General features: G+C 63.4%; 14 protein-coding genes. All 14 read left to right on the top strand.

The genetic code is table 11. The features are described 5' to 3' along the window. The first annotated feature begins 124 nt into the window (after nt 1–124). The 14 genes from VMA74_RS20570 (at nt 125) to VMA74_RS20505 (ending at nt 11,762) form a co-directional block, all read left to right on the top strand. Nucleotides 125–1,228 (top strand): Glu/Leu/Phe/Val dehydrogenase dimerization domain-containing protein, encoded by a 1,104-nt coding sequence (locus tag VMA74_RS20570; protein ID WP_325370418.1) that lies wholly within the window; start codon nt 125–127, stop codon nt 1,226–1,228. A gap of 269 nt (nt 1,229–1,497) precedes the next feature. Beyond that, nucleotides 1,498–1,767: an acyl carrier protein gene (locus tag VMA74_RS20565; RefSeq protein ID WP_325370416.1), complete on the top strand. Its 270-nt coding sequence runs from the start codon at nt 1,498–1,500 to the stop codon at nt 1,765–1,767. 16 nt (nt 1,768–1,783) lie between these two features. Continuing rightward, entirely contained in the window at nt 1,784–2,560 is a 777-nt protein-coding gene (locus VMA74_RS20560; protein WP_325370414.1) for a glycosyltransferase family 2 protein, read from the top strand. Further along, a complete protein-coding gene (locus VMA74_RS20555; protein ID WP_325370412.1) occupies nt 2,548–3,153 on the top strand; it encodes an outer membrane lipoprotein carrier protein LolA in 606 nt (201 codons plus the stop codon). The genes VMA74_RS20560 and VMA74_RS20555 overlap by 13 nt, the downstream gene beginning before the upstream one ends. Continuing rightward, nucleotides 3,150–5,513, top strand: coding sequence for an MMPL family transporter (locus tag VMA74_RS20550; RefSeq protein WP_325370410.1), 2,364 nt, complete (start codon nt 3,150–3,152; stop codon nt 5,511–5,513). The genes VMA74_RS20555 and VMA74_RS20550 overlap by 4 nt, the downstream gene beginning before the upstream one ends. Nucleotides 5,514–5,541: 28 nt before the next feature. After that, nucleotides 5,542–6,765: a beta-ketoacyl-ACP synthase gene (locus tag VMA74_RS20545; protein WP_325370408.1), complete on the top strand. Its 1,224-nt coding sequence runs from the start codon at nt 5,542–5,544 to the stop codon at nt 6,763–6,765. A gap of 157 nt (nt 6,766–6,922) precedes the next feature. Beyond that, nucleotides 6,923–7,678, top strand: coding sequence for a beta-ketoacyl synthase chain length factor (locus VMA74_RS20540; RefSeq protein WP_325370406.1), 756 nt, complete (start codon nt 6,923–6,925; stop codon nt 7,676–7,678). Continuing rightward, the gene (locus VMA74_RS20535; protein WP_325370404.1) at nt 7,639–8,445 is read left to right on the top strand and encodes a lysophospholipid acyltransferase family protein; all 807 of its coding nucleotides are present in this window, start codon (nt 7,639–7,641) and stop codon (nt 8,443–8,445) included. The genes VMA74_RS20540 and VMA74_RS20535 overlap by 40 nt, the downstream gene beginning before the upstream one ends. After that, on the top strand, nt 8,442–8,702 hold the full coding sequence (locus tag VMA74_RS20530) for a phosphopantetheine-binding protein (RefSeq protein WP_325370402.1): 261 nt from the start codon (nt 8,442–8,444) through the stop codon (nt 8,700–8,702). The genes VMA74_RS20535 and VMA74_RS20530 overlap by 4 nt, the downstream gene beginning before the upstream one ends. Then, nucleotides 8,699–9,244: a hypothetical protein gene (locus VMA74_RS20525; RefSeq protein WP_325370400.1), complete on the top strand. Its 546-nt coding sequence runs from the start codon at nt 8,699–8,701 to the stop codon at nt 9,242–9,244. The genes VMA74_RS20530 and VMA74_RS20525 overlap by 4 nt, the downstream gene beginning before the upstream one ends. Then, nucleotides 9,241–9,597, top strand: coding sequence for an acyl-CoA synthetase (locus VMA74_RS20520; RefSeq protein ID WP_325370398.1), 357 nt, complete (start codon nt 9,241–9,243; stop codon nt 9,595–9,597). The genes VMA74_RS20525 and VMA74_RS20520 overlap by 4 nt, the downstream gene beginning before the upstream one ends. Further along, nucleotides 9,594–10,559 (top strand): glycosyl transferase, encoded by a 966-nt coding sequence (locus tag VMA74_RS20515; RefSeq protein WP_325370396.1) that lies wholly within the window; start codon nt 9,594–9,596, stop codon nt 10,557–10,559. The genes VMA74_RS20520 and VMA74_RS20515 overlap by 4 nt, the downstream gene beginning before the upstream one ends. Next, complete coding sequence (locus VMA74_RS20510) at nt 10,549–11,040, top strand: acyl-CoA thioesterase (RefSeq protein ID WP_345786053.1); 492 nt, start codon at nt 10,549–10,551, stop codon at nt 11,038–11,040. The genes VMA74_RS20515 and VMA74_RS20510 overlap by 11 nt, the downstream gene beginning before the upstream one ends. A 5-nt stretch (nt 11,041–11,045) precedes the next feature. Then, nucleotides 11,046–11,762 carry a class I SAM-dependent methyltransferase gene (locus VMA74_RS20505; protein ID WP_325370393.1) on the top strand — a complete coding sequence of 239 codons (717 nt, stop codon included), beginning with the start codon at nt 11,046–11,048 and terminating at the stop codon, nt 11,760–11,762. Nucleotides 11,763–11,967 lie beyond the last annotated feature (205 nt).

Genomic DNA, 11,967 nt, shown 5'->3' with positions numbered 1-11,967 from the left:
CTAACTCCTCGCCCCAGCTACCTGCTGGGGCTTTGAGTTTCAGGCGTCAGGTCCTTGGCGGGGCCAGCGCTTTCCTCATTCGAGTGCCTTCCCCAGCACCGTCAAACGTGGAGTTAAAGTTCCAATGATTTTCGAAACCATCGCTAAAACAGGCCACGAAGAAGTCGTCTTCTGCCATAACCAAGACGCCGGCCTGAAAGCCATCATTGCGATCCATAACACGGTGCTGGGCCCGGCACTCGGCGGCCTGCGCATGTGGCCGTACAAGACCGAGCAAGATGCAGTCAACGACGTGCTGCGCCTGTCGCGCGGCATGACTTACAAGAACGCCGTGGCCGGCCTGAACCTGGGTGGCGGCAAGGCGGTGATCATCGGCGATCCGTCCAAAGACAAATCCGAAGCGCTGTTCCGCGCCTTCGGCCGTTTCGTCAACTCGCTCAATGGCCGCTACATCACGGCCGAAGACGTGGGCATCGACGTGAACGACATGGAATACGTGTTCCGCGAAACCGAGTACGTCACGGGCGTGCACCAGGTGCACGGCGGTTCGGGCGATCCGTCGCCGTTTACCGCCTACGGCACACTGCAGGGCTTGATGGCCGCACTCAACTTCAAGTACGGCAATGAAGAAGTAGGCAAGTACAGCTATGCCGTGCAGGGTTGCGGCCACGTCGGCAGCGAATTCATCAAGCTGCTGCGCGAGCAAGGTGCGAAAGTGTTCGTCACCGACATCAACAAGGACGCCGTGCAGCGCTGCGTGGACGAACTGGGTTGCGAAGCGGTGGGCCTGGATGACATCTACGACGTGGACACCGACGTGTATTCGCCCTGCGCATTGGGCGGCACGGTGAACGAGCAGACCATCGACCGCATCAAGGCCAAGATCATCTGCGGCGCCGCCAACAACCAGTTGGCCAACGATGCCATCGGTGAAGAACTGCAGCGTCGCGGCGTGTTGTACGCGCCGGACTACGCCGTGAATGCCGGCGGCGTGATGAACGTGTCGCTGGAAATCGACGGCTACAACCGCGAACGTGCGATGCGCATGATGCGCACCATCTACTACAACCTGGGCCGCATCTTCGAAATCAGCAAGACGCAGAACGTGCCGACCTACAAGGCGGCCGATCGCCTGGCCGAAGAGCGCATCGCGTCCATCGGCAAGATCAAGCTGCCGCACATGGGCAATGGCGCGCCACGCTTTGCCGGCCGCATGCGCGGGCAGTAGAAACTGTACGCATGAGTACTGAAAACGCCGGTCGCTGACCGGCGTTTTCTTTTGTCCACGCGGGCCGTTGGAGCCCGACAGTTCTGCTAGACTTTTCGCCGCAAGAACATATGCGGTAAGACCTTGCTTCCATTAGTAAAGGTCTCAGGGGAACCCGCGCTGCGGGTTAGGAACAATCGATGCTTCCCTGACAGCCCTGCAGCGCGGTCGACGCCTGCCGATAAGGGGCGTGGGGAAGGTATGCAGGGTAGCAAGCAGGCTGGGTGTATATGAACGCAATGTTGGAAACCGGGATCAGCGACGAGGACATCCTGCTCAGGCTCAAGGATGTGCTGCATGAGACTTTCGAGATCGACCCTGCCCGGGTCACACCCGACACCCACCTGTTCACCGACCTGGAATTGGACAGCATCGACGCCGTGGACCTCGCCATCCAGGTGCAGGACATGACCGGCATGCGCATCAAGCCCGAGGATTTCAAGAACGTGCGAACGGTCGGCGACGTGGTCGCCAACGTGCGCACGCTGCTGACGCGCTGAACGCGGGCCGGCCGCCATGCCGCTTGCGCCAGCCCCCGCCGGAGCGTTCCGTCCCTGCGCGCTGATTCCCATCTATAACCACAAGGACACGATCACGGCTACGGTTGCGGCCTTGCACGCGCACGGGCTGCCGGTAGTGATCGTGGACGACGGCAGCAACGATGCCACGCGCGCGGTGCTTGGCGGTCTTGTTGCACCCGACGTGCAAGTGATCCGGCTGGCGCGCAACGGCGGCAAGGGGCGCGCGATTACCGCCGGGCTGATTGCCGCGCGCGATGCCGATTTCACCCATGCCTTGCAGATCGACGCGGACGGCCAGCACGATGTGGCGGACGTGCCGCGTTTTCTGGCCGAAGGCTGCGCGGATACCACGGCGCTGGTCTGCGGCCAGCCGATCTACGATCGCAGCGTGCCGCGCGCACGCCTGTATGGCCGCTACGTCACCCATGTGTTCGTGTGGCTGGAAACGCTGTCGTTCATGTTGCGTGATTCGATGTGCGGCTACCGTCTGTATCCGCTGGAAGCGACGTGTGCCGAGATCGATCGCGCGCCCCTGCCCGCGCGCATGGATTTCGACACCGAGGTGGCGGTACGCCTGATCTGGCGCGGCGTACCGGTGCGCAACCTGCCGACCCGGGTGATCTACCCGGAAAACGGCCTGTCCCATTTCCATATGCTGCACGACAATCTGCGTATATCCGCGATGCATACGCGACTGCTGCTGGGGATGTTGCCGCGGGCGCCGGGCTTGTTGTGGCGCAAGCGGAAAAGGAGCGTTGCATGCGCCGTTTGATCGCATGTTTTTTGCTGTTCGTTTGCACCAACGCATGCGCACAAGGCCCCGACCTGCTGCATGCCATCGTGAATCAGCTAAGCCAGCACACCGCCATCCGCGCCAGCTTCACCCAGCAACGCCAAACGCCTGCCCTTACCCAGGTGCAAACCAGCAGTGGCCAACTGCTATTCGTCACCGGCCACGGCATGCTGTGGGAAGTGCAGCAGCCCTATCAGCAAACCTTGGCGCTCACCGGCACACGCACCGTGCGCATCGATGCCACCGGCCGCATGCAACCGGTGCGCAATGAGCGTGGCGTTGGGCAGATCTCGCAAATGCTGCAAGGGATGTTGACGGGACGGCTGGATGAGGTGGAGCGTCAGTTCGATGTGCAGGCAAGCGGCACCGCTGCGCAGTGGAACCTGCACTTCACGCCCCGGCAATCGCGCGTCGCCCAGGTGTTGCGCGACATCCAGCTCGATGGCGGCGCGTATCTGCAGCGCATCCGCATCGACATGCAAGACGGCACGCACACCGACATCCGGATGACCGACACCTGCGACGCCGGCTCGTTGAGCGCGCAGGAAAAACACGCCCTCGGCCTGCCATGACGGAGCGGAACCTGTGGCTACGCGCAATCGGCTTCATGGTGGCGACGCTACTGGTCGCGCTGGCTTGCGCGTGGCTGCTGTTCGGGCGCGGGCGTTCGCCGATCCAGACTGATCTGCTGGCGATGCTGCCGGCCACGGAACGCAATCCGCTGGCCGAAGTGGCGGCGCAGCGCCTGGCGCACGCCAATGGCGACCGCGTGATTCTGCTGGTCGCCAGCGCCGACGATGAACAGGCCAAAGCAGCCGCGCGCCAACTCGGGCAGGCACTGGCAAAGAACACGGTATTTGCTTCTGTCATGGCCGAGCTGCCGCCCTTCGATTTGCAGCAACTGGTAACGCCTTATCTGGCGCACCGCTTCTACTTGCTCAGCGATGCAGACCGCCAGGCCCTCGCACAACCCGGCTACGATCCGAGGCAGGCGCTGGCCCAACGCATCAACGAACCCTTCGTCACCGGCGTTGGCACACGCCTGCAAGACGATCCATTCGGCTGGCTGCAACATTGGCTGGAGCAGCAACCATGGAGCCGCTCGCCGCTGCTGCCGGAAGACAACCTGCTGACCGCACATCGCGATGACGGCAGCTACGTGCTGGTGACCGCAACGTTGAGCGGGTCCGCGTATGACGATGCAATTCAGCATCGCGCGCTGGACGCATTGGATCAGGCCGAGCGCACGATCGAACACGGTCATCCTGGCACCCGCGTGCTGCGCACGGGAGCTTTGTTCTATGCCGCTGCCGCACGTAGCGAAGCCGAACGCGACGTGCACCGCGTGGGCCTGATTTCCACCCTCGGCATCGCCGTGCTGCTGCTGCTGGTGTTCCGCTCGCCGGGTCCGTTGTTGCTGGCGTTTCTTTCCACCGCCATCGGCATCGTGGTTGCCACCACGGTCAGCGTGCTGGCGTTCGGCCAGATTTATCTGCTTACCCTGGTGTTCGGCGCGGCGCTGCTCGGCGAAGCAGTGGACTATTCCATCCAATACCTCACCGCACGCGCCAATGCAGGGCATGCCTGGAAACCGCGCAAAGGTCTGCAGCAGGTGCGCCCCGCCCTGCTGCTGGCCTTGGGTACCTCGCTGCTGGGTTATGCCCTGCTGGGGCTGGTGCCGTTCCCGGCGCTGCGGCAGATGGCGTGCTTCGCCATGGTCGGCATGGCAGTGGCCTGCCTGAGCGTGTTCTTCCTGCTGCCCGCGTTGTTGCAGCGGACGGCCGAACCGTTGAGCAATGTCTCCGTTCGCGGTGCGCTGACGCTGCAGAACATCGTTTCCCGCTTTACCGCCGGATGGCGCGGCGCAAGTCTCGCCGCATTCGCTTTGCTGCTGGCCGTACCCGGCTGGCTGCAGATGCACCATGACGATGACGTACACCTGCTGATCTCCCCTCCTGCCGCCTTGGTCGCACAGGAAAAGCAGATTCGCGACATCACCGGCCTCGGCAACGGCACGCAGTTCTACCTGGTGCAAGGCGCGGATGAGGAACAGGTCCTGCAACGCGAAGAAATGCTGGAGCAGCGCCTGCAAGCCATGACCGATGCCGGACTGTTGCAAGGCTGGATCGGCCTGGCCGGGATGGTCCCATCGCAGCAGCGGCAGAAGGCCAACCAGGCGCTGCTGGCGCCGCTGTTTGCGCAGCCTGAGCGCATGCGCCAATGGCTGCATGAGGCCGGTTTTCGCGATGCCGATATTGATCGTTACCTGCAGGCATGGCCCGGCACGCCGCTGAGCTTGCACGATTGGCTGAAAACGCCGGCTGCCATGCCGTTCCGTTATCTGTGGCTGAGTAACGAAGGGCAGCACGGGGCCGCATCGCTGGTGATTCCGCAAGGTGACGCCTCCAGTGCGAAGTTGCAGCAAGCAGCAGCGAATCTGCCAGGCGTGACCCTGGTGGACAAGGCCGCCGGCGTTTCCAGCCTGTTTGGCCGTTATCGCCGCTATGCCAGTGTGTGGCTGCTTGCCGCCGTGCTGCTGATCGTGCCGGTGTTCGGGCTGCGTTATGGCTGGCGCAGCGTGCCGCGCGTGCTGGCGCCGCCGGTGCTGGGCATCGGCTTTACGCTGGCGATGCTCGGCTATCTGCATCATCCGCTTACGCTGTTCCACTGGATGGCCTTGATGCTGGTGCTGGGCGTGGGCGCGAATTACGCGGTGTTTCTGCGCGAGGGCGAACCCCATGTCACGCATCGCCCAGGGGCGATGTATGCCAGCGTGCTGCTCTCCGCCGTCACCGCCTTGCTCTCGTTTGGCTTGCTGGCGTGGAGTTCGATGCCTGCCTTGCAGGATTTCGGCCTTACGCTTTTGCTTGGCATCGGTTTCACCGCCGTACTGGTGCCCGCCAGCACGGCGCCAAGAGCATCATCACCATGAACTCATTTTTTGCAGGGAGCACTCGCCCATGAAGCGCGTCGTTATTACCGGCATGGGCGGCATCACTCCGCTGGGGCACGATTGGTCGCAGATCGAAGCGCGTTTGCGCGCAGGCCGCAACGCCGTGCGGCGCATGCCGGAGTGGGATTTCTATGAATCCTTGAACAGCCGGCTGGGCTGCCCGGTGGACGATTTCCGCATACCGGACTGGCCGCGCAAGCATCTGCGTTCCATGGGCCGCGTGGCACAGCTGGCAGTGGCTGCGAGCGAACGCGCCCTGCGCGATGCCGGCTTGCTGGATGAGCGCAGCATCGGCGACGGGCGCATGGGCGTGGCCTACGGCTCGTCCGGCGGCAGCGTGGAACCGGTGCGCGTGATGGGCCGCATGCTGGAAACCGGCTCCATGCAGGGGGTGACCGCCACCAGTTACGTGCAAATGATGGCGCATACCACGGCCGTGAATATCGGTGTGTTCTTCGGCTTGAAGGGGCGCATCGTGCCCACTTCCAGCGCGTGCACCTCCGGCAGCCAGGCGATCGGCTACGGCTACGAAACCATCCAGCAAGGCAAGCAGACGCTGATGCTGTGCGGCGGTGCGGAAGAACTTTCCGGCCCGGGCGTGGCGGTGTTCGATACGCTGTTTGCCACCAGCACGCGCAACGACGAGGCGCCGTTGACGCCACGCCCTTTCGACCAGGCTCGCGATGGCCTGGTGGTCGGTGAAGGCGCCGCCACGCTGGTGCTGGAGGAATACGAACACGCCCGCGCACGTGGCGCGCGCATCTATGCGGAAGTCGTCGGCTTCGGCTGCAACTCCGACGGCAATCACATCACCCAGCCCACCAGCGAAACCATGGCGACGGCGATGCAGCTGGCGCTGCAGGATGCGCAGCTTTCTGCCGATGCCATCGGCTATGTCAGCGCACATGGCACCGCCACCGATCGCGGCGATATAGCGGAAAGCCACGCCACGGCGCAGGTGCTCGGCAAGCGGGTACCGATCAGCTCAATGAAGAGCTATGTCGGGCATACGCTGGGCGCCTGCGGCGCGCTGGAATCGTGGTGGGCGGTGCAGATGATGCGCGACGGCTGGTTTGCGCCGACGATCAATTTGAGCGAACCGGATGCGGCGTGCGCGGAACTCGATTACATCGTCGACGGCGGGCGGGCGATGAGCGCGGAGTATGTGATGAACAACAACTTCGCGTTTGGCGGGATCAATACGTCGCTGGTGTTCAGGGCGTTGGGTTGATGCGCACGATAACCTCCCATGCCCCGCGTCGTCATTCCGGCGAACGCCGGAATCCAGTATCAATACGTCGTGCGAAGCACACTGAACCTTTTTATGCTGAGTGCTTCGCACGTCATTTTTTACTGGATTCCGGCGTTCGCCGGAATGGCAGTGAAGCATGGCGGCAGCCGGTGGTGCCCTGATGGAATTCCACATCCACCAACTGCGCATATGGGCGCCCACCCTCGACACCGACGTAGCCTGGCAAGCCTGGGCTCGCCACCCCACTCGCCTGCCCGACAACAACGAACAACCCAGCGGCGACTTTCTTCCCCCCATGCAACGCCGCCGCCTCAGCCGCCTGGCGCGCATGACCATGCACGTCGCCTGGCCGCTCTGCGGTGAGCACGAACAGCTGCCCTTCGTGTTCGCCTCGCGCCATGGCGAAACGCCGCGCACCTTTGCCCTGCTCAGCGAAGTCGCCGACGAGCAGCCGCTGTCGCCGACCCAGTTCGGCCTGTCGGTACACAATGCGATCGCCGGCCAATGGTCGATCCTGCGCGGGCAGCATGGCGAATCCGTGGCCATCGCCGGCGAAGCGGATACCTTCGAGCACGCCATGGTGGAGGCGGCGGCCTTGCTCGGCGACGGCGCGCCGACCGTGCTGGTGGTGATCGCCGAGGAACGGCCGCCCGCCGCCTACGATGGCTGGATCGACGACGTGCCGTTTTCGTATGCTGTGGCGCTGAGAGTGGGGGGAATCGACGCGGCGCCGGGCACGCACTGGCAGCTGCGCCTGGAACCGCATCAGGGGACGTCCGCACCCGCTGCCTGGCCGCACGCCTTGGATTTCGTGCGCGCGCTGCATGCCGGTGAGGACACGTTTGAACATACATGGAAGACACGTCGGTGGATCTGGCAACGCATCCCATAAAGCGCACCAACAGCGCCAATTATTCCTGGCGGCTGGTGGCCACCGGTGCGAGCTTTGCCTTGTTCGGTTTGGGCGGATTGCTGCTGCGGCTGATCATTCTGCCGCTGCTTGGCTTGCTGCCGGGCGATGCGCTCACGCAGCGCCGCCGCGCGCGCAATGCGATCAGCAAGGCGTTCTACCTGCACGTGCAATTCATGTATCGCAGCGGCGTGCTGGCCTACGAGTTCCAGGGTGTCGAGCGGCTTGGCCGCCCTGGACAGATCATCCTCGCCAATCATCCGTCGCTGATCGACGTGGTGTTTCTGATCGCGCACATCCGCGACGCCAACTGCATCGTGAAGCAAAGCCTGTGGCGCAATCCGTTTACCCGCGGGCCGGTACGCCGGGCGCAATACATCAGCAACAATGGCAGCCCGGAGATGCTCGAGCAAGCAGCCGATGCGCTGCGCGAAGGGCAAACCCTGATCGTATTCCCCGAAGGTACGCGCACCACGCCGAATCAGGCGCCGGTGTTCCACCGCGGCGCGGCGGCGATCGCCTTGCGCGGCGCACGCGTGATCACGCCGGTTTTCATTACGGTACAACCCACCACGCTGACCAAGGCCGAACCGTGGTATCGCATTCCGGAACGGCGCGTGCGCGTGACGCTGCGCGTGGGCCAGGACATTGCGCCGGAAACCTTCCATGCATCGACGCCGCTGCCGATCGCTTCGCGCCGGCTGAATGAGCATCTGCACACACTATTCTCAAGGGAGCTTGCGCCATGAACGCCTTGCAACAGGATATTGCCCAGCTGATCATCGACACCCTCAATCTGGAGGACGTTACCGTGGCCGATATTCCGCCGGACCTGCCGCTGTTCGGCGAAGGCCTGGGCCTGGACTCGGTGGATGCGCTGGAACTGGCGCTGGCCTTGCAGAAGCGCTACGACATCCGCATCGCTTCCGATTCCAAGGATGCGCGCCAGCATTTCACCACGGTCGCCACGCTTGCTGCGTTCGTACACGCACAACAAGGCGCATGAACAAGCTCACTTCGATTCTTCTACCACTAGCCGGAGTGCTCTACCCCTTCGTGGTGTACTTCGGCATGGATCGCGTGCCGCCGCCGATGTTCGCGCTGGTGCTGGGCGCGATCTGGCTGATTCGCGCGCCCAGCCTGTTGAAACAACCCGGCGGACGCTGGATGCTGACGGCCGCCCTGGTGTATTGCGCCCTGCTCGCGCTGAGCGGCGAGGCGGCCTTGCTGCGCTGGTACCCCACCCTGATCAGCGCGCTGCTGCTGTGCGCATTCGGCCTCAGCCTGCGATTCGGGCCGCCCATCATCGAACGTATTGCACGCGTACGCGAACCCGATTTGCCCGATGCCGCGATTCCCTATACGCGCAAGGTCACGTGGGTGTGGGTCGGCTTCTTCGTGTTCAACGGCCTCGCATCCGCGGTGTTGACGCTGTGGGCGCCGCTGAAGTGGTGGACGCTTTACAACGGCCTGCTGGTGTACTTCATCATGGGCACGCTGTTCATCGGCGAATGGCTGCTGCGCCGGCGCCTGCGGGGTGTGGCGTGAACGCGGCGCGTGACCCGCTGATCTTGGCCGAGCAGCAGCACGATGGCGTATGGACGCTGGAGCTGCAGGTTCCACACGAACTGGTCTATTTCGCCGGCCATTTTCCCGGTGCACCCGTGCTACCGGGTGCCGTACAAATCGCGTGGGCGCTGGCGCTGGCGGCACCGCGTCTTGGCACGCCGGCCCGTTGCACACTGATGGAGGCGCTGAAATTCCAGCGCTTGCTGCGTCCCGGCGACCACGTGGAGCTGGTGCTGCGCCACGATCCGTCGCGGCAAAAATTGCACTTTGCCTATCGCCACGGCGACAAGGCTTATTCTTCCGGTCGATTGGCATGGAGTGCCCAGACATGAGCGAGCCATTGGTGCAGGAACGTCACTGGTCAGCGCACAAGGAGCGCGGCAGCTTCGTGCTGATGTGGCTTACCGCCTTCAGCGTACGCGTATTCGGCCGCCGCCTGCTGGCGCCGGTGCTGTATTTGATCGTGCTGTATTTCTTTGCGTCGGCGCGTAGCGCGCGGCGCCATATCCGGCAGTATCAAACCTATCTGTCCGCGTGGAGCGGCAATGCCGCGCTGAAGCCGACGCTGGGTAGCGTGTTCCATCAATTCATGGCCTTCGCCGACAACCTGCTCGATCGGCTCGATGTATGGCGTGGACGCCTGCGTTTCGAACAGGTGCAATTGGTCGACCCTTGCGGCGTGCGTTCGCGCTTGCTGCGTAGCCACCAAAGTGGACGCGGCGAGATGTTGGTGGTGACGCACCTGGGCAATCCCGACGTCTGCCGCGCCATGGCAGAGCTGAGCGAACAGGTGCCGCTGAACGTGCTGGTGCATAACCGCCACGTGGCGCAGTTCAATCGCCTGCTGGGCGAGGCGGGCGACCGCAGCATGCGTCTGATCCAGGTCAGCGAACTGGATACCGCGATGATGATGGATCTGTCACAACGCATGGAGCGCGGCGAATGGCTGGCGATTGCCGGCGATCGCGTGCCATTGAACGACGGGCGGCGCGTCACGGTCGATTTTCTCGGCCATGGCGCCGCGTTTCCGCAAGGCCCGTGGCTGATGGCCGGCCTGCTGCGCTGCCCGGTGAACCTGTTGTGCTGCCTGAAGGTGGATGGCCGCTACCGCATTTATCTCGATACCTTTCTGGACCAAGCGCAATGGGAACGCGGCCGTCGCGATGCGACCATCCACGACTGGGTGCAACGCTACGCGGATCACTTGGCCGCCCAATGCTTGATCGCGCCCCAGCAATGGTTCAATTTCTACGCCTATTGGGCGTCGCATAAGGAGACCGCCGATGCGCGCTAACGGCGTTCTGCACCAAGAAGTAGACATACTTGTGCCGTTCTACGACGTCGACTCGATGGACGTGGTCTGGCATGGCCATTACGTGAAATACCTGGAAGTGGCGCGCTGCGCGCTGCTCGACGACATCGGCCACAACTATGTGCAGATGAAGGCATCGGGCTATGCGTGGCCGGTGATCGACCTGCAACTGCGCTACGTGCAGGCGGCGCGCTTTGGCCAGCGGCTGGTGGTACGGGCCGATTTGGTCGAATGGCAGAACCGCCTGCTGATTCATTACCTGATCCGGGATGCCGCCACCGGCCAGCGTGTGACGCGCGCAAGCAGCGTGCAGGTGGCGGTGCATATCGCCAGCGGTGACATGCAGCTGGAATCGCCCAAGGTTTTTATCGATGCGGTCGAACGGCGGTTACACAGCCATGCTCGCCTCACCGCAAACCCCGCCCCTCACTCCAAGCCTCTCTCCGACGGGGAGCAGGAATAAAAGCCATGAATTACGCCAGCCCCACCTACATCGAAGAAACGCGTATCGGCTTCCACTTCCTGCGTACCCACACCTGGCAGCATCACGTGCTGCGTGTGGCGATCAACGACCTGAAGCGCTTGATCGGCGAGCCGCTACCGCAAGGCGGCACGCTGCTGGATGCCGGTTGCGGCCAGGGCAAGTCCTTGCGCCTGTTGCGTGACGCTTTCCAACCTGCCCGCATGCTGGGGCTGGACGCCGACCCGCACAGCCTGGCGCTTGCGCAGACCGAAGCCGAACGCGAAGGCATGCCGATCGAACTGCACGCCGCCGATTGCGCAACGATGCCGCTGCCGGATCGCAGCGCCGATATCGTGTTCTGCCACCAGACCTTTCATCACCTGGTGGAGCAGGAACGCGCGCTGGCCGAATTCTGGCGCGTGCTGAAGCCTGGCGGCTGGTTGTTGTTTGCCGAATCGACCAAGGCGTACATCGACACCTGGGTGATCCGCTGGTTCTTCCGGCATCCGATGGAGGTGCAAAAGAGCGCGGAGGAATACCTGGAGATGCTGCGCTGGCAGGGTTTCGAGTTCGACGCGCGCAACGTGTCGTTTCCGTACTTGTGGTGGAGCCGCTCGAAGGATTTCGGCTTGCTGGAACGGTGGGGATTGAAAGCCCCCCCGCCGCCGGGGCAACGTGAAGAAACGCTGGTGAATGTGGCGGCGCGGAAGCCGATGGCATGATCGTCGAGCCGGCTATCCGTCAGCTAGGCTGGAATGACCACCCCAGCTTTTACCTGGATGGCGATACTGGGATTTCATCCCAGCCTACGGGTTCGCCCGCATGAATACTTACCTCAACGCCCTGGGTGTGATCTGCAACCTCGGCGCCGGCAAGACCGCCGTCGCCGAAGCGCTGTTCGCCGGTGACGACCGCGGCATCCGCCCC

The organism is Dyella sp. (assembly GCF_035508675.1).
GTDB lineage: Bacteria > Pseudomonadota > Gammaproteobacteria > Xanthomonadales > Rhodanobacteraceae > Dyella_B.
This window is presented reverse-complemented; position numbering and strand designations above follow the sequence as displayed.

Excerpts from the sequence above, each read along its gene's own strand:
- VMA74_RS20505 (WP_325370393.1), top strand. The coding sequence starts at position 11,046 with ATGAATTACGCCAGCCCCACCTACATCGAAGAAACGCGTATCGGCTTC.
- VMA74_RS20515 (WP_325370396.1), top strand. The coding sequence starts at position 9,594 with ATGAGCGAGCCATTGGTGCAGGAACGTCACTGGTCAGCGCACAAGGAG.
- VMA74_RS20565 (WP_325370416.1), top strand. The coding sequence starts at position 1,498 with ATGAACGCAATGTTGGAAACCGGGATCAGCGACGAGGACATCCTGCTC.
- VMA74_RS20550 (WP_325370410.1), top strand. The coding sequence starts at position 3,150 with ATGACGGAGCGGAACCTGTGGCTACGCGCAATCGGCTTCATGGTGGCG.
- VMA74_RS20510 (WP_345786053.1), top strand. The coding sequence starts at position 10,549 with ATGCGCGCTAACGGCGTTCTGCACCAAGAAGTAGACATACTTGTGCCG.
- VMA74_RS20560 (WP_325370414.1), top strand. The coding sequence starts at position 1,784 with ATGCCGCTTGCGCCAGCCCCCGCCGGAGCGTTCCGTCCCTGCGCGCTG.
- VMA74_RS20530 (WP_325370402.1), top strand. The coding sequence starts at position 8,442 with ATGAACGCCTTGCAACAGGATATTGCCCAGCTGATCATCGACACCCTC.
- VMA74_RS20540 (WP_325370406.1), top strand. The coding sequence starts at position 6,923 with ATGGCGGCAGCCGGTGGTGCCCTGATGGAATTCCACATCCACCAACTG.
- VMA74_RS20545 (WP_325370408.1), top strand. The coding sequence starts at position 5,542 with ATGAAGCGCGTCGTTATTACCGGCATGGGCGGCATCACTCCGCTGGGG.
- VMA74_RS20525 (WP_325370400.1), top strand. The coding sequence starts at position 8,699 with ATGAACAAGCTCACTTCGATTCTTCTACCACTAGCCGGAGTGCTCTAC.
- VMA74_RS20570 (WP_325370418.1), top strand. The coding sequence starts at position 125 with ATGATTTTCGAAACCATCGCTAAAACAGGCCACGAAGAAGTCGTCTTC.
- VMA74_RS20535 (WP_325370404.1), top strand. The coding sequence starts at position 7,639 with ATGGAAGACACGTCGGTGGATCTGGCAACGCATCCCATAAAGCGCACC.
- VMA74_RS20555 (WP_325370412.1), top strand. The coding sequence starts at position 2,548 with ATGCGCCGTTTGATCGCATGTTTTTTGCTGTTCGTTTGCACCAACGCA.